The organism is Nonomuraea sp. NPDC005692 (genome assembly GCF_040631115.1).
In the GTDB taxonomy this organism is placed as follows: Bacteria; Actinomycetota; Actinomycetes; order Streptosporangiales; family Streptosporangiaceae; genus Nonomuraea.
Genome location: NZ_JBEXYU010000001.1, coordinates 708,847 through 724,771 on the forward strand (window position 1 = coordinate 708,847; position 15,925 = coordinate 724,771).

Annotated in this window: 13 protein-coding genes and 1 pseudogene; 8 read left to right on the forward strand and 6 right to left on the reverse strand. The window is 72.3% G+C overall.

Translation table 11 applies throughout. From position 1 onward, the window contains the following. Positions 1-48: 48 nt before the first annotated feature. The 3 genes from ABZ459_RS03340 to ABZ459_RS03350 are packed head-to-tail and all read right to left on the reverse strand — an operon-like array spanning position 49 to position 2,836. On the reverse strand, positions 49-1,296 hold the full coding sequence (locus ABZ459_RS03340) for a bifunctional RNase H/acid phosphatase (RefSeq protein ID WP_357965209.1): 1,248 nt from the start codon (positions 1,294-1,296) through the stop codon (positions 49-51). Beyond that, positions 1,293-2,033: a C4-type zinc ribbon domain-containing protein gene (locus ABZ459_RS03345; RefSeq protein ID WP_357965212.1), complete on the reverse strand. Its 741-nt coding sequence runs from the start codon at positions 2,031-2,033 to the stop codon at positions 1,293-1,295. Before ABZ459_RS03345 ends, ABZ459_RS03340 begins: the two co-directional genes overlap by 4 nt. A gap of 2 nt (positions 2,034-2,035) precedes the next feature. Then, positions 2,036-2,836 carry a Nif3-like dinuclear metal center hexameric protein gene (locus ABZ459_RS03350; protein ID WP_357965215.1) on the reverse strand — a complete coding sequence of 267 codons (801 nt, stop codon included), beginning with the start codon at positions 2,834-2,836 and terminating at the stop codon, positions 2,036-2,038. A 117-nt stretch (positions 2,837-2,953) separates the two neighbouring features. Between ABZ459_RS03350 and ABZ459_RS03355 the strand changes: the two genes are divergently transcribed. From ABZ459_RS03355 to ABZ459_RS03385, 7 genes and pseudogenes are all read left to right on the forward strand, one after another. Then, on the forward strand, positions 2,954-4,420 hold the full coding sequence (locus tag ABZ459_RS03355; protein WP_357965218.1) for an NAD(P)/FAD-dependent oxidoreductase: 1,467 nt from the start codon (positions 2,954-2,956) through the stop codon (positions 4,418-4,420). A 71-nt stretch (positions 4,421-4,491) separates the two neighbouring features. After that, complete coding sequence (locus tag ABZ459_RS03360) at positions 4,492-5,520, forward strand: dipeptidase (protein WP_357965220.1); 1,029 nt, start codon at positions 4,492-4,494, stop codon at positions 5,518-5,520. Continuing rightward, a complete protein-coding gene (locus ABZ459_RS03365) occupies positions 5,517-6,578 on the forward strand; it encodes a M20 family metallopeptidase (protein WP_357965223.1) in 1,062 nt (353 codons plus the stop codon). The genes ABZ459_RS03360 and ABZ459_RS03365 overlap by 4 nt, the downstream gene beginning before the upstream one ends. A gap of 195 nt (positions 6,579-6,773) precedes the next feature. Beyond that, positions 6,774-7,187 carry an SSI family serine proteinase inhibitor gene (locus tag ABZ459_RS03370; protein ID WP_357965225.1) on the forward strand — a complete coding sequence of 138 codons (414 nt, stop codon included), beginning with the start codon at positions 6,774-6,776 and terminating at the stop codon, positions 7,185-7,187. Between the two features lie 76 nt (positions 7,188-7,263). Next, positions 7,264-8,052, forward strand: coding sequence for a GNAT family N-acetyltransferase (locus tag ABZ459_RS03375; RefSeq protein ID WP_357965227.1), 789 nt, complete (start codon positions 7,264-7,266; stop codon positions 8,050-8,052). A gap of 61 nt (positions 8,053-8,113) precedes the next feature. Further along, a pseudogene (locus ABZ459_RS03380) lies at positions 8,114-9,550 on the forward strand (Nramp family divalent metal transporter). A gap of 67 nt (positions 9,551-9,617) precedes the next feature. Next, on the forward strand, positions 9,618-10,739 hold the full coding sequence (locus ABZ459_RS03385) for a C45 family peptidase (protein WP_357965230.1): 1,122 nt from the start codon (positions 9,618-9,620) through the stop codon (positions 10,737-10,739). Here ABZ459_RS03385 and ABZ459_RS03390 read toward each other — a convergent pair. From ABZ459_RS03390 to ABZ459_RS03400, 3 genes are read right to left on the reverse strand one after another with little or no spacing between them, the layout of a single operon-like run. Continuing rightward, entirely contained in the window at positions 10,700-12,208 is a 1,509-nt protein-coding gene (locus tag ABZ459_RS03390; protein ID WP_357965232.1) for an AMP-binding protein, read from the reverse strand. The genes ABZ459_RS03385 and ABZ459_RS03390 overlap by 40 nt on opposite strands. Beyond that, on the reverse strand, positions 12,209-13,240 hold the full coding sequence (locus tag ABZ459_RS03395; protein ID WP_357965234.1) for an acyl-CoA dehydrogenase family protein: 1,032 nt from the start codon (positions 13,238-13,240) through the stop codon (positions 12,209-12,211). Next, entirely contained in the window at positions 13,237-14,403 is a 1,167-nt protein-coding gene (locus tag ABZ459_RS03400) for an acyl-CoA dehydrogenase family protein (RefSeq protein ID WP_357965237.1), read from the reverse strand. The genes ABZ459_RS03395 and ABZ459_RS03400 overlap by 4 nt, the downstream gene beginning before the upstream one ends. 164 nt (positions 14,404-14,567) lie before the next feature. Between ABZ459_RS03400 and ABZ459_RS03405 the strand changes: the two genes are divergently transcribed. Further along, complete coding sequence (locus tag ABZ459_RS03405) at positions 14,568-15,917, forward strand: HAMP domain-containing sensor histidine kinase (protein ID WP_357965240.1); 1,350 nt, start codon at positions 14,568-14,570, stop codon at positions 15,915-15,917. Positions 15,918-15,925: the final 8 nt, after the last annotated feature.

Consider the following 15,925-nt stretch of genomic DNA (forward strand, 5'->3'; position numbering starts at 1 on the left):
CCGCCGCGCTCAAGGCGAGGGGGTCGTGTCGCCGAGCGCGTCGCGTGCTCAGCGGAGGTGGGATGTGTCGTTGAACGACTTCACCACGGCGGGGCCGTCGGCGTAGTACTCGATCAGCGACAGGCAGGCCAGGTCGAGGTGCATCCGGTAGAGCGCGCCCAGAGGCGCCGTGAGGGCGTCGCGCAGCAACATCTTGATCGGCGTCACGTGGGAGACGACGAGCACGGTCTTGCCCTCGTAGCGCTCCACCAGCCGCTCCCCCACCGCCTGGACGCGGCGGGCCGCCGTGGCGAAGCTCTCGCCCCCGGGCGGCGCGGCGTCGGGGCCGGCCAGCCAGGCGGCCAGCTCGGTGGGCCACTCACGCTGCACCTCGGTGAACGTGTGCCCCTCCCAGGCGCCGAAATCGGCTTCCCTGAGGTCTTCGTCGATCTCGACGTCGAGCCCGGTGCGCTGGGCCACGGCCTCGGCCGTCTGCCTGGCCCGCTTGAGCGGCGAGGAGACGATCACGTCCGGCCGGTACGGCTCCCGCGACAACCGCTCGGCGGCGGCCGCCGCCTGGGCCAGCCCGTTGGCGGTGAGCTCGGCGTCACCGAGGCCGGAGAACCTGCGTTCGATCGACAGCGGCGTCTCGCCGTGCCTGAGCAGCAGCAACGAGGTGGCCACCCGGGTGGGCGGGGCCCAGCCGGTGCCCTTGGAGCGCTGCTGGGCGGCGGCCACGGACGCCGTGGGGGCCGACAGCTCGGCGATCGCGCCCGCGTCGAGGAGGTCGGTCTGCTCGACGACCGGCGCCGGCGTGCGGGCCGCGGGCACGCCCGCAGCCGGGACGGCCGCGGCCCCCGGCGCGCCGGTGTCGTGGGTGCCGCCCGCCTTCCAGGTCAGGCCCTTGGCGGCGGCGTCCATGGCCTCGTTGGCCAGCCGGTCGGCGTGTTTGTTGTGCTCGCGCGGGATCCAGGTCCACTCGACCACCCGCAGCCGCCTGGCCAGCGCGCCGGCCTCAAGGGCGAGCGGACGCAGCCCCTCGTTCTTGATCTTCCAGCGGCCGGCCATCTGCTCGATGACCAGCTTGGAGTCCATCCGCACGGCCACCTCGGCGCCCTCGCCGCCCACCCCCAGCACGGCGGTCAGCCCGGCGATCAGCCCCCGGTACTCGGCCACGTTGTTGGTCGCGACGCCGATGGCCTCGGCGGCCTCGGCCAGCACCTGGCCGTCGGCGGCGTCCCTGACGACCGCGCCGTAGCCGGCCGGGCCCGGGTTGCCGCGCGAGCCGCCGTCGGCCTCGATGACGTAGGACGTCACAGGCCGGACTCCGGGGTGCGGACCAGGATCCGCCGGCACTCCTCGCAGCGCAGCACCTCGTCGTGGGGGGCGGCCTTGATGGAGTTCATCTCGGCGATGGACAGGGCCACCTTGCAGCCCTGGCAACGCCCGCCGTGCAGCATGGCGGCGCCCACGACGTACTGCTCCTTGAGCTTGTCGTAGAGCTTCAGCAGGTCGGCGGGGATCTCGCCGGCGACGGCGGCGCGGCGGCCCCGGACCTCGCCCGCCTCCTTGTCGATCTCGGTCAGCGCGGCGTCACGGCGGTCTTCGGCGGCGGCGCGGGTGGCGGCCACCTCGTCGCGCTGGGCGACCAGGTCGGTGACCTTGCTGTCGGCCGCCTCCCGGCGCTCCATGATCTCCAGCACGACCTCCTCCAGGTCGCCCTGGCGCTTCTGCAGCGAGGCGATCTCGGACTGCAGGCCGGCCAGGTCGCGGGGCGAGGTCACGGCGCCGGAGTCGAGGCGCTTCTGGTCGCGGTCGGCGCGGGTGCGCACGGCGTCGACGTCGTTCTCCGCCTTGGTCTGCTCGCGCGCGAGGTCGCCGGCCTCGGTCTCGGCCTCGATGACCTGGGTGACGAGCCGGGCCAGGCGCTTGGACTGCTCGTCGATCTCGGCCAGCTCGGGCAGGGTGCGCCGACGGTGCGCCAGCCGGTCGATCACGGAGTCGAGCTCTGCCAGGTCGAGCAGTCGCTTCTGGGCCTCAGGGGCTGCTTTCATGATCAATATCCTCTTGTCCAAGCATCGGTGACCGTGGCGGAGACGCGCGTTTCAACGGTAACGCCACTGGAGCGCAGGATGGACGCCGCGCTGTCGAGCCAGGGCCACTCGGTGGCCCAGTGGGCGGCGTCGATCAGGGCGGGGCCCCCGGACTCGACGAACTCGCCGGCCGGATGGTGCCTCAGGTCGGCCGTGAGGAACACGTCGACGTCCGCGGCCCTGGCCGCGCCGAGCAGCGAGTCGCCCGCGCCGCCGCTGACCGCCACGCGCGAGACCGGACGCGCCAGGTCGCCCGCCACCCGCAGGCCGCCGGCGGTGCGCGGCAGCCCCTTGGCGGCCCGCGCGGCGAACTCCCCCAGCGTCGTGGGCTCGGGCAGCTCGCCGATGCGGCCCAGACCGCGCCAGGGGTCGTCGGGGAAGGGCTGGAGCGGTACGAGGTCGCCGGTCAGGCCCACGGCCCTGGCCAGGGCGTCGGAGACGCCGGGATTGGCGGTGTCGGCGTTGGTGTGGGCGGTGTAGAGGGCGACCTCGTGCTTGATCAGGCGGTGGATCAGCCGGCCCTTGGGCGTGGTGGCGGCCACGCTGGTGGTGCCGCGCAGGTAGAGCGGGTGGTGGGTGACGATCAGGTCGGCGCCCCAGTCGAGGGCCTCCTCACCCACGACCGCGACCGGATCGACGGCGAACAGCACCTTGTGCACCCGGCGGGCGGGGTCGCCGCAGACCAGCCCCACCGCGTCCCACGACTCGGCCCGGGCGGGCGGGTAGGCCGCCTCGAGCACCTCGATCACCTCAGTCAGCGTCACAGCAGCCACCTGCGCAGACTACCGGCCCGCGGAAGGGTCGCGCGGGGCGTGGCGGAGGGTGTCGTCAGAACGCGGTTCGGCGTACTGTAAGTGGATCCTGACTTCGCGGAGGACGGCATGGCACCCAGCGTCGCGATCATCGGAGCGGGCTTCGGCGGCCTGTGCATGGCGATCCGGCTGCGGCGTGCCGGGATCGGCTCCTTCACGGTCTTCGAGAAGGCCGCCGACCTCGGCGGCACGTGGCGGGACAACAGCTATCCCGGCGCGGGCTGCGACATCCCCTCGCACCTGTACTCGTACTCGTTCGAGAAGTACGGGAGCTGGACCCGCCGTTACCCGGCCCAACCCGAAATTTTGGGCTATCTAGAGCATTGCGCTGATAAATACGACGTCAGGCGGAAAATTCGCTTCGGTACGGAAGTACGGCGAGCCGTCTTCGACGGCCGCCGCTGGCAGGTCACCAGCGTCCACGACGGCGGCGAGCGCACCGAGGCGTTCGACGTGGTCGTCATGAGCGTGGGCCAGCTCAACCGCCCCCACCTGCCCGAGATCCCCGGCATGTCCGACTTCGAGGGCGTCTCCTTCCACTCGGCCCGCTGGAACCACGACCACGACCTCACCGGCCGCCGCGTCGCCGTGATCGGCAGCGGCTCGTCGGCGGCCCAGCTCATCCCGACCGTCGCCGAGCGGGCCGCGCACCTCGACGTCTTCCAGCGCACGCCCAACTGGGTGATCCCCAAGTCCGACGCCACCTTCGGCCCGCTCGCCCGGCTGGCCTTCCACTACGTCCCGGGCCTCCAGCGGGCCTACCGCGAGTGGATCTACCGGTACGCCGAGGCCACGCTCTACCCGGCCCTGGCCGAGGGCTGGAGCGCCGGACTGCTGAGGAAGCGCGCCCTGGCCCACCTGCGTGCCCAGGTCCCCGATCCCGTCCTGCGGGCGAAGCTGACGCCCGGCTACCCGCCCGGCTGCAAGCGCGTCGTCATCGACAGCGCCTTCTACCCGGCGCTGACCAGGCCGGACGTCGACGTCGTCACCGATCCGATCGTCCGGATCGGGCCGAAGGGCGTGGAAACCGCCGAGGGGCTGCGCGAGGCCGACACGATCGTGTACGCCACCGGTTTCCTGAGCACCGAGTTCCTGGCCCCGATGGAGGTCACCGGGCTCGGCGGGCGGTCGCTGGCCGAGCAGTGGCGCGACGGCGCGCAGGCCTACCTCGGCATTTCGGTGCCCGGCTTCCCCAGCATGTTCCTGCTCTACGGCCCGAACACGAACCTCGGGCACAACTCGATCATCTACATGATCGAGTGCCAGGTGCGGCACGTCATGGCGTGCCTGCCGCGGGTGGCCGAGCAGGGGCCGATCGAGGTGCGTCCCGAGGCGATGGCCGCCTGGACCCGGCAGCTCGACGCGGCGATGGCCCGCATGGTGTGGGGCGAGGGGTGCCGGAGCTGGTACAAGACGGCCGAGGGGCGGGTCACCAACAACTGGCCCGGCCCGACGACGCTCTACCGGCGGCTCACCGCCCGGCCGCCGCGCGGGGCGTACCGGAGGGTCGGGGAGGTCCCGTCTTCGGTGCGGTGAACAAGATGTGGCCGAAAAATCGGACTTGAGGCGCATTGGAGCAGGTGGGGGCGCACGGTAACGTCCTTCGCATGACGCTTCCCCTGCACCGGCGTGCCGTCGTGGCCGACACCCACAATGATCTGCTCATGGCGGTCGCCGCCCGGCCGCCCCAGCAGTGGGCCTCCTTCTTCCGCGGGCGGTGGCTGCCGCAGCTCGTCGAGGGCGGGGTCGACCTGCAGATCCTGCCGGTCTTCATCGACGACCAGTACCGGCCCGAGGGCGCCCTGCGGCAGACGCTGCGCATGATCGAGTGCGCCCACGTGATCGCGGAGGGCAACCCCGACACCGTACGGCTCTGCCTCGACGCCTCGGCGATCGACGCGGCGCTGGCGGAGGGCAAGATCGCCCTGGTGCTCGCGCTGGAGAGCATGCCGGGGCTCGACGAGAGCGTCGAGCTGATCTCGACCGTCCACCGGCTGGGCGTGCGGGTGGCCTCGATCGCCCACTTCGGGCGTACGCCGCTGGCCGACGGCAGCGCCGAGGACGCCACCGGCAGCGGCCTGACCAGCCGCGGCGTGGCCGCCCTGCAGGAGATGGAGCGCCTGGGCATGGTGTTCGACGTCTCGCACCTCGGCGCGTCGGGCGTGGCCCACGTGCTGGAGCTGGCGACCAAGCCGGTGATGGCCACCCACTCCGCGGCCCGCGCGCTGCGCGACCACCACCGCAACCTCACCGACGACCAGCTTCGCGCGGTCGCCGCGACGGGCGGCGTGGTCTGCGTGAACTTCTTCGCCCCCTTCCTGGCCGAGCGCACGGAGGACATGACGCTCGACCGCCTGCTCGACCACATCGAGCACGTCGCGCAGGTGGCCGGGATCGACCACGTCGGCCTGGGCCCCGACTTCATCCGCGAGGTCATGGACGACCTGACGCCCCCGTGCTGCGAGGACCTGGAGCCCGACGGCCTCGACCCCAAGGCGTCGATCCCCGGCCTGGAGGGGCCCACCGGGCTGCCGATGGTGACCGAGGGGCTGCTCGGCCGCGGCCTGCCGGAGAAGGACGTCGCCAAGATCATCGGCGGGAACGTCCACCGGTTCCTCGGAGAGCGGCTGGCATGATCGAGGATCTGGAGGAGCTGGTCCTGTGCGAGTCGTTCTCGCGTGACCTGGAGGCCGTGGCCCGCAGCGCCGAGGTCGTGGCCGCGATGGGGACCCGCTACCTGGGGGCCAGGCCGGAGTTCCTGGTGATCGACGGCGTCACCCATCTGCGCTGGTCGTTCGGCACGCCCAGGGTGCTGCTGCTCGGCCACCACGACACCGTCTGGCCGATCGGCACGCTGGCGACCCACCCCTGGTCGGTCGTCGACGGCGTGGCGCGCGGGCCGGGCGTGTTCGACATGAAGGCCGGGCTGGTGCAGACCTTCCACGCGCTCGCCGGGCTCAGCTCGCTCGACGGCGTCACGCTGCTGGTCACCGGCGACGAGGAGCTTGGCTCGATCACGTCCGCGCCGCTGATCACGGACACCGCGCGGGGGCTGGCCGCCGCGTTCGTCATGGAGGCCAGCGCGGACGGCGGCGCGCTGAAGACGTCCCGCAAGGGCACGTCGATGTACACGCTGCGGGTGCACGGCAAGGCGGCCCACGCCGGGCTGGAGCCGGAGAAGGGCGCGAACGCGGGCGTCGAGCTGGCGCACCAGATCCTGGCCATCGCCGCCCTCGGAGCCGGTGACACGACGGTCACCCCGACCGTGCTGCGCGGCGGGACGACGCTCAACACCGTCCCGGCCGAGGCGACGGTGGGGGTCGACGTGCGGGCGAGCACGGTGGCCGAGCAGCTGCGGGTGGACGCCGCGATGCGGGCGCTGGCCCCCGCGGTGCCCGGCACGCGGCTGGAGGTCGAAGGAGGCCCCAACCGGCCGCCGCTCGAAGCCGCGATGTCGGCCTCGCTCTACGCCCTGGCCCAGGACCTGGCCGGGCGGCTGGACGTGGGCCCGCTGACCGACGCGGCGGTGGGCGGCGCCTCCGACGGTAACTTCACCGCGGGGGCCGGCTGCCCGACGCTCGACGGGCTGGGCGCGGTGGGCGGCGGCGCGCACGCCGACCACGAGCACGTGGTGGTGGCCGAGATGCCACGCCGCACGGCCCTCCTCCGCGCCCTGATCGAGGCCGTGCGCTGAGACGACCGGGCCCGGCGTCGCGGCCCTGGCGGCGCGGCCTGAGCGGGACGGCCGGGCCCGGCCGGTGGGAGCGGGTGTGATCAGCGGGGACAGCATTCTGTCACTCCTTCACCAGTGGTATCGATATGGTGACTGCCTGTAGTCATTTGACGTGCGCCGCCACTCTCGGGGCGCACGTTGACCAGGGAGGTTCCCATGACATCCGTGCTGACCGCCGCTCGCAGGACGGCCGCCCTAGCCCTGTGCGCGTCCGCCGCGCTCATCGTTCCGTTCGGGGCGAGCCCGGCCGGTGCCGCCGCCGCCGACGAGCCGGGCGTGCTGCTGTTCATCACCGTCACGCCGAGCAACGGCGGCGGCGCGTACTCGATGCGGCTCACCTGCGACCCCGACGGCGGCACCCACCCGCGCCCCCGCACGGCCTGCGCGGAGTTGCACGAGGTCGACGGCGTGATCAAGGACCTCAACGTCGATCCGGGCGCGTGCCCGCGCAACTACGCCCCCGTCTCCGTGCGCGTCAGGGGCCACTGGTACGGCCGCACGACGTCCTACGACCGGAAGTTCGAGAACGACTGCGTCATGGAGCGCACGCTCGGGCCGCTGGTGAAGTGATCTCCGGCAGCCCCTGAGATGCCCGTCCGCGGACCGCGGGCGGGCATCTCGCCGTCCGGCGGGCATAGTGGGGGGCATGACGAGCCGGGAGGAGGCCGCCGAGGCGGCGGCCAAGAGTGGTGTGACGATCCGCGAGTTGCACGAGATGGGCGAGTTCACGCAGGTCTTCCGGCTCTTCGACGAGATCTGGCGGCCCGATCCGGGCAACGCGCCGGTCAGCGTCGAGCTGATGGTCGGGTTCGCGCACACCGGAAACTACGTGGTCGGCGCGTACGAGGACGACGTGCTGGTGGGCGCGTCGGTGGGCTTCCGAGCGGCGGAGGGCGCGCTGCACTCCCACGTGACGGGCGCCTCGATCGGCCGGGGCATCGGCTACGCGCTCAAGCTGCACCAGCGGGCGTGGTGCCTGGACCGGGGCCTCGATCGCGTCACCTGGACCTTCGATCCGCTCGTCCGCCGCAACGCCCGGTTCAACCTGGTCAAGCTGGGCGCCCGCCCGCAGAAGTACCTGCGCGACTTCTACGGCGTCATGGCCGACGCGATCAACGAGGGCGACTCCTCCGACCGCCTGCTGGCGGTGTGGCCGCTGGACGAGCGCCCGCTCGGGCCACGGGTGGAACCGGCCGAGGGCCGCGCCCGGGTGCTGGCGGAGGACGGCTCCGGCCCGGTCGTGCGGCCGGCGGACACGGACGTCGTGCTGGTGGGCACGCCGCACGACGTCGAACGGCTGCGCGTGCACGACCCGGCGACGGCCAGGGCCTGGCGCGCGGCGATGCGCGAGGTGCTGGGCGGCCTGATGGAGTCCGGCGGGCGGGTGGACGGGCTCACCGACCGCGGGGACTACGTGGTGACCCTGACCGGATAGTTCACCGGCGTAAGCGATCTGCGTAAGGTGACGGTACGGGAAGCCGAACGAGGAGATCCGCATGACGGACTTCACCCCCACCGTCCCCGCGCGAGTCCTGCCCTCCGTCGCCGTCCGCGACCTGCCCGACCCTCCCCGCTCGACCTGGCGCGTCATCGGCCCGGGGCTGGTCGGGGCGGGGGTGGGGCTGGCGTCGGGCGAGTTCATCCTCTGGCCCTACATCGCCTCCCAGGTAGGGCTGGTGTTCGTCTGGGGCGCCGCGGTCGGCATCGTCACCCAGTGGTTCCTGAACATGGAGATCTAGCGGTACACGCTGGCCACCGGCGAGACCGCGCTGACCGGGTTCAGCCGGATGTGGCGGCACTGGGGGCTGGTCTTCGTCGTGCTGACGCTGGCCTCGAACCTGTGGCCGGGGTGGGTGACCACGTCCGCGACCATGGTGACGTACCTGACCGGGGCCGGGGCGGGCGGGGTGCGCTGGATCGCGATCGGCATGCTCGTCGTCATCGCGCTGGGCCTGACGCTGGCGCCGGTGATCTACACGCTCCTCGAACGGGTGATCTTCGTGAAGATCGCCCTGGTGGCCACGCTGGCCGTGGTCGCGATCCTGTTCGCGGTCAACGCCGACAGCTGGGTGGAGCTGGGCAAGGGGCTCACCGTCGGCGCCCGCTTCCCGGCCGGGGAGCTCGGGATCGCCGTGCTCATGGGCGCCGTCGCCTACGCCGGCGCGGGCGGCGGCCAGAACCTGTGCCAGAGCAACTGGATCCGCGACAAGGGCTTCGGCATGGGTTCGTACGTCCCGCGCCTGGTCAGCCCGGTCACCGGCGAGGAGGAGGCGGCCGCCTCGACCGGCTTCCAGTTCCCGCCCACGCAGGACAACCTGGCCCGCTGGCGCCGGTGGTGGCGCTTCGCCAACGCCGAGCAGGGCGCCACGTTCGCGCTGGTGTCGTTCCTGACGATCGGGCTGATGTCGATGCTGGCCTACTCGACCGTCTTCGGCCGGCCGGAGGTGGCGGGCAAGGACAACATCGGCTTCCTGAAGGTCGAGGGCGAGGTGCTGCAGGGCGTGGTCGGCACCTGGTTCGGGATCCTGTTCTGGGTGATCGGCGCGCTGGCCCTGTTCGCCTCGGCCATGGGCATCGTCGACTACACCTCGCGGCTGGCCTCGGACACGATCAAGACGGTCTACCTGCGCGACCGGCCCGTCTCGGTGAACCGGGTGTACTTCGTCACCGTCTGGGCGATGACGCTGGTCGGGATCGCGATCCTGCTGCTCGGGCTGGACCAGCCGCTGATCCTGCTGGTGTTCTCGGCGTGCTTCGCGGCGGTGATGATGTTCGTGTACTCGATCCTGCTGATCGTGCTGAACCGGCGGGCGCTGCCGGAGGCGATCAGGGTTCGGTCGTACCGGCTGGCGGCGCTGGTCTGGTCGGTGGCGTTCTTCGGGACGCTGACCGTCCTGGTGATCGTCCAGCAGGTGCGGAAGCTGACCGGCTGATCGCCGTCCGGCGGGCGGTCAGCCGGCGGTAGGAGCCCGGTCAGCGGGCGGCGGCAACATCGGCGGCATGACCAACATGACCTGCGTGGCGGGCGGCAACGACGACTTCCAGCTCGTCACGCACCTCACCGTCACCGGCAGCCAGTTCGAGATCGGCCGGGTGCTCACCGAGGAGGCGCGCCGGCTCGGCTGGTCGCCCATGACCGCCGACCCGGCGGTGATCAGAGCAAGGATGTCCTGGTTCGAACGGAACTGGCCGCAGCACCACGCCCGCATGGACGGCGCCGCGGCGGCGCTCGGCCTCGACCCCGACCAGGACGAGCTGGCCCTCGACGGCTGGAACTACGTGCCTGCGGACGCCGCCTGCTCGGCCCTGTGGTGCCCGCCGTCCGCCTCCGCCGACGGGCACGGCAGGGTGGGCCGCAACTACGACTTCTTCCTGTACACCACCAGCCAGATCGCGGGCGAGCCGCCCAGCCCCGGCGAGCTGCCCATGGCCGCCCGCCCGTACGTGATCAGCACCGTGCCCGACGACGGGCTCGCCTCGACCGTCATCACCATGAACGGCCTCGACGGCTGCATCGACGGGATCAACGAGGCCGGCCTGGCCGTCATGCTGCTGATCGCCGACGCCGAGACCGCCACCCCGCCGCGGCTGGACGTCCCGCAGGTCGGGCTCGGCAGCCTGCAACTGCCCCGGTTCCTCATGGACACCTGCGAGACCGCGGCCCAGGCCAAGCAGGCGCTGCTGAGGGCCAAGCAGTACGACCTCGGCCTGCCCCTGCACTACCTGGTCGCCGACGCCCACGGTCAGGCGTTCGTGTGGGAGCGTGGCCCGGACGGCACCGAGCACGCCGTCGAGTTCGGCGACGGCCCGCTGTGCGTCACCAACCACCTGCTGCACCGCCATCCCGACCCGATGGCCCTGCCCGCCGACACCCCGTCGAGCCTCGGCACCTACGGCCGGCTGCGCACCCTGTACGAGCGCAGCAAGGGCGCCACCATGTCCGCCGACGGCCTGCGGGACAGCCTGCACGCGGTCCGGCCGGCGGAGGATCCCGCCGCGCCGTTCCGCACGCTGTGGACCACGGTCTTCGACACCGCCGACCGCACCCTGGCCACCCGCTTCTACCTCGGCGACGGCCGCGACTACAGCGAGGAGGTGGTGTTCCCCGCCTCGGCCAGGTAACCCTCGCGCACCTTCGAGCGCGACAACTTCCCCGTGGGGGTGCGCGGGAGCCGGTCGCGGTACTCCACGACCTTCGGGTGCTTGAACCGGGCGAGCCGGGGCCCGCAGTGTTCGAGCAGCTCGGCGGTGAGCGCGGGGCCCGGCTCGACGCCCTCGGCGGGCTGCACGAGCGCGACCACGTTGTGGCCCCACTCCTCGTCGGGCACGCCGATGACCGCGACGTCGGCCACCGCGGGATGCTCCAGCAGCACGGCCTCGATCTCGGCGGGGTAGATGTTCACCCCGCCGGAGACGATCAGGTCGGTGCGCCGGTCGCACAGGAACAGGAACCCGTCGTCGTCGAGGTAGCCGATGTCGCCGGGGGCGTACCAATCGCCCAGCATGCTGGCGGCGGTCTTGGCCGGGTCCTTGCGGTACTCGAAGGAGCCCATCGACGACTTGACGTAGATCATGCCGGGCTCGCCCGGCGGCAGCTCCTCGCCGTTCTCGTCGAGGATCCTGGCCTCGAACGTCGGCGCCGGACGGCCCACCGTGCCGGGCCTGGCCAGCCAGTCGTGCGGCTTGACGGAGAAGGCGATCGCGGACTCGGTCGAGCCGTAGTACTCGTACAGCACCGGGCCCCACCAGTCCATGATCGCCTGCTTGACGGCGACCGGGCAGGCCGCGGCCGTGTGGATGACCTGGCGCAGGCTCGACACGTCGTACTTGGCCCGGACGTCCTCGGGGAGCTGCAGCATGCGGTGGAACATGGTCGGCACCATCATGGCGTTGGAGACGTGGTGGCGCTGGATCAGCTCCAGGATGTCGACCGGGTCGAACCTGGGCGTGATCACCACCGTGTGCCCGAGGTGCAGCGCGAACTGGGTGTGCGCGCAGGGCGCCGAGTGGTACATCGGCGAGGTCACCAGGTGCACGGCGTCGCCCGGCGTCAGGTCGACGACCTCGCCGAGGAACCACGTGTACAGCGGCACGATGGCCTCCGGCTCGGCGTCGGGCAGCGCGCGCTGCACGCCCTTGGGGAAGCCGGTGGTGCCGGAGGTGTACCACATGACCGCCCCTGCCGTACGTTCGGCGGGGGCGTCCGCGGGCTGCCCCTCGGCCAGCCCGGACGTGCCGATCTCCGCTCCCGGGACGGCGTGCGCGGCGTCGGTGACCACGATCTTGGCGTCGCAGTCGGCCAGGATGTAGGACACCTCGGACTCGGTGAGATGCCAGTTGACCGGCACGTAGTAGAGCCCGATCTGGCCGGTCGCCATGAGCATGACGACGGCGTCGATGCCGTTGGTCAGCACGCCGGCGACCACGTCGCCCTTGCCCAGCCCGCGGGCCCGCAGGCCGTGGGAGACCTGGTTGACCCGGGCGAGCAGCTCGCCGTACGTGGTCCGCGTGCCGTCGGTGTCGATCACGGCCAGGCGGCCGGGGTCGGCGGCGGCGATGGCGTAGAAGCCGGGAAGGCCGCTGATGTCCATCTACAGCTCCAGGAGTTCCGCGAGACGGGCCCGGTGGATGCGGGGCGGGCCGAGCAGCACCTCGTCGGTCTTGGCCCGCTTGTAGAACAGGTGCGCGTCGTGCTCCCAGGTGAAACCTATGCCGCCGTGCAGGAGGAGGTGGTCGCGGGCGACCTCGAAGCAGGCGCGGCCCACGTACGCCTGGGCCAGGGCGGCGGCGCCGGGCAGCTCGGCGGGGGACTCGTCGGCGGCCCAGGCGGCGTACCTGACGATCGACTCGGCCTGTTCGAGCTTGCCGTGCATGTCGGCGAGCTTGTGCTTGACGCCCTGGTAGGAGCCGATGTAGCGGCCGAAGGCGACGCGGATCTTGGCGTAGGCGACGATGGCGTCCAGCGAGGCGCGCAGCACGCCCAGTTGCTCGGCGGCGAGCGCGACGCACAGCCGGTCGCCGATGCCGCTGCCGGCGGGCGGGCGGCCGAGCACGCGGGCGGGGGCGCGCTCCAGGGTCACCCACGCCTGGCCGCGCGTGAGGTCGAGCGTCTCCAGCGGGGTCCGCGTGACGCCGGGGCCGGCCAGGTCGACGGCCACCAGCACCACGCCGCCGTCGCCGGGCGCGGGCGCGAGCAGCACGTCGGCCTCCATGCCGGACAGCACCCGGGGCAGGGCGCCGGTGACGGCCGTGCCGTCGAAGGCGAGGTCGTGTTCCGGCTGGACGAGCGTGGCGACGACGCGGCCCTCGGCGATGCCGCCCAGCAGCTCCTTGTCGGGCACCTGGGTGAGCGCGAGCGCGGCGAACTGGGTGGCGAGGAAGGGGCCGGGCAGCAGCGCGGCGCCGGTCTCCTCCAGGGCCACCGCGAGGTCGGCGAGCCCGGCCCCGGCGCCGCCGTGCTCCTCGGGGACGACCAGGCCGGACAGGCCGAGCTCGCCGTTGAGCCGGGCGTACACCTGCGGGTCGTAGCCCTCGCGGGCCTTGCGCAGCGGCGACGCGGCGCGCAGGAAGTCGCGCACGGCCTCGCGGAGCTGCTGCTGTTCCTGGCTGAGTACGAGCTTCACCCCTGCGTCCCCACCTTCAGGTCCTTGAACGGCACGGTCTTGTCCACCCTCGGCTCCGGCGGCAGGCCGAGGACGCGGTCGCCGACGATGTTGCGCATGATCTCGTTGGTGCCGCCGCCCAGCGCCATGCCGGGGGCCAGCGAGATCGACCGGGACAGCGGGTGGTCGCCGACCACCGACTCGGGGCCGGCCAGCTGGGTGGCGAGGTCGGCCTGGAACAGGGTCAGCTCGGCCAGCAGCAGCTTGGCGGCGCTGCCGCGGGCGCCGGGGAAGATGCCCGCCCTGGTCTCCTGGGCGAGCCGCTGGTTGAACAGGGCCAGGGCGCGGCTGCGGATGTGCAGCTCGACGAGCTGGTCGCGGACCAGCGGGTCGCTGGTGTCGAGCGTCTCGCGCAGCGCCTCGAAGGTGGCCGGGTTGTCCTTCTGCCCACCCATGCCGACGCCCGCGGAGATCGACAGCCGCTCGTGCAGCAGGGTGGTGACGGCCACGCTCCAGCCGTCGTTGACCTCGCCGATCCGGTGCTCGTCGGGGATCGTCACGTTGTCGAAGAAGATCTCGTTGAAGTTGGCCCGGCCGGACATGTCCTTGAGCGGCCTGACCGTCACGCCGGGGTGGTGCATGTCCACCACGAACATGGTCAGGCCGCGGTGCTTGGGCACCTCGACGTCGGTGCGGGCCAGCAGCAGCCCCCAGTCGGCGTGGTGGGCGACCGAGGTCCAGACCTTCTGGCCGTTGACCACCCAGGTGTCGCCGTCGCGTACGGCGCGGGTCTGGAGGCTGGCCACGTCGCTGCCGGCGCCCGGCTCGGAGAACAGCTGGCACCAGACCTCCTCGCCGCGCAGCAGCGGCCGGACGAAACGCTCGCGCTGCGCGTCGGTGCCCCGGTCCACCAGCGTCGGCCCGGTCATGCCGAGCCCGATGGAGAAGACGTACGTGGGGAGGGTGTGGTCGCGCGCCTCGGCGGCGAAGGCGCGCTCCTCGGCCTGTGTCAGCCCCTGGCCGCCCCACTGCCGCGGCCAGGTGATGCCGGAGTAGCCGGCGTCGTAGAGCCTGGCCATGAACTCCTTGGCGCGGGCGAGTGCGTCGGCCCCTGACTGATCGTCGGCCGGGACGTTGTCGCGCAGCCACTCCGCGGCGGCACGCCGATACTCTGCAAGGTCCACATCGACTCCTTGGCATCAGTGTTCACTTACTCTAGTCAGGTCACGGCGGCACGCATAGAGCAATGCTCTGGAGGGCCTTTCGGCGGCATTTGTCGCCGAAACTCCGCTAATTAGGACCGTTCCCGCCTCCTGTGATCATCTGGTCATCGGAGGGGTGCGTGCTCATGTTCAGACGCTGGTCCGTGCAACGGCGGCTGACGCTGGCCGCCCTGCTGTGCGCGCTGGCGGGTTACGGCGTCACCGCGCTCCTCGTCACGCCGATCGTGCACACGATGGCCACCGGCTTCCTCACCGACCAGACCGCCGGCGCCGCGCGCCGCATCGCCTTCGTCGTCGAGCGGGACGCCCCCGGCCGCCTGCGGCCCGTGGCCGTCACCGAGGGCACCGACCTCATCCAGGTCGTCGACACCGAAGGCCGGATCCGGCAGGCGAGTCCCCGTCTGACGGGACGGCCGCCGCTCAGCTCCGACACCGCCACCGGCGACGACGCCCGCCTCGACACCACGATCTGCACGAACCGGGTGCCCGGGGTGAACTGCCTGATCACCGTCGGCTTCCGGGCGCACGTCGACGGCAGGCCCTGGATGGTCTACGCCTACACCCCCGCGCCCCCCTGGTACATCAGCCCCTGGTACCTGCCTGTGACCGGGCTCGGCGTGCTGCTGCTGGCCGCCGTCACCGCCGGCGTGGCCTGGCTGACCGCGCGCAAGGCGCTGACCCCGGTCTCGGCGATCAAGGACGAGCTGGCCGAGATCACCGCCACCGACCTCGGCCGCCGGGTGCCCAGGGGACGGCACCGGGACGAGCTCGACGACCTCGCCCGTACCGTGAACGAGACCCTCGACCGGCTCGAACGCGCGGTGGAGCAGCAGCGCAGGTTCGCCTCCGACGCCTCCCACGACCTGCGCAGCCCGATCGCGGCCATGCGCACGCAGGTGGAGGAGGCGATGCTCGTCCCCGAGGAGACCGACTGGCCCCGGACCGGCCGCCGCGTGATCGAGGGCCTCGACCGCCTGCAGAACATCGTCGGCGACCTGCTGACCCTGTCCCGGCTGGAGGCCGGCGCGCCCGGCCGCCGGGAGCCGGTGGACCTGGCCAGGCTGGTGCGGGAGGAGCTGCTCCGCCGGCCGGAGGGCAAGCTGGTGGAGACGCGGCTGCGCTCGGGCGTGGTCGTCGAGGGCGACGCGCTGCGCCTGTCCCGCCTGCTGGCGAACCTGCTCGACAACGCCGAGAGGCACGCCGATACCATGATCACTGTGACTGTGGGTGAACACGAGGGACAGGCGGTGCTGGAGGTGCTCGACGACGGCGCCGGCATCGCCCCCGACCAGCGCGAAGCCGTCTTCCGGCGGTTCATCCGCCTGGCCGACTCCCGCCGCCGCGACGCCGGCGGCACCGGGCTCGGCCTGCCCATCGCCCGCGAGATCGCCGAGGCCCACGAGGGCACGCTCACCATCGAGCCCTCCGAACGCGGCGCCCGGTTTGTCCTACAAATACCGTTGATCAGTAGTTAGAGTTACTC

Bases quoted from the DNA above. Each gene is read 5' to 3' on its own strand.
- ABZ459_RS03365 (WP_357965223.1), top strand. From the start codon at position 5,517: ATGATCGAGGATCTGGAGGAGCTGGTCCTGTGCGAGTCGTTCTCGCGT.
- ABZ459_RS03385 (WP_357965230.1), top strand. From the start codon at position 9,618: ATGACCAACATGACCTGCGTGGCGGGCGGCAACGACGACTTCCAGCTC.
- ABZ459_RS03375 (WP_357965227.1), top strand. From the start codon at position 7,264: ATGACGAGCCGGGAGGAGGCCGCCGAGGCGGCGGCCAAGAGTGGTGTG.
- ABZ459_RS03405 (WP_357965240.1), top strand. From the start codon at position 14,568: ATGTTCAGACGCTGGTCCGTGCAACGGCGGCTGACGCTGGCCGCCCTG.
- ABZ459_RS03360 (WP_357965220.1), top strand. From the start codon at position 4,492: ATGACGCTTCCCCTGCACCGGCGTGCCGTCGTGGCCGACACCCACAAT.
- ABZ459_RS03370 (WP_357965225.1), top strand. From the start codon at position 6,774: ATGACATCCGTGCTGACCGCCGCTCGCAGGACGGCCGCCCTAGCCCTG.
- ABZ459_RS03390 (WP_357965232.1), bottom strand. From the start codon at position 12,208: ATGGACATCAGCGGCCTTCCCGGCTTCTACGCCATCGCCGCCGCCGAC.
- ABZ459_RS03355 (WP_357965218.1), top strand. From the start codon at position 2,954: ATGGCACCCAGCGTCGCGATCATCGGAGCGGGCTTCGGCGGCCTGTGC.
- ABZ459_RS03345 (WP_357965212.1), bottom strand. From the start codon at position 2,033: ATGAAAGCAGCCCCTGAGGCCCAGAAGCGACTGCTCGACCTGGCAGAG.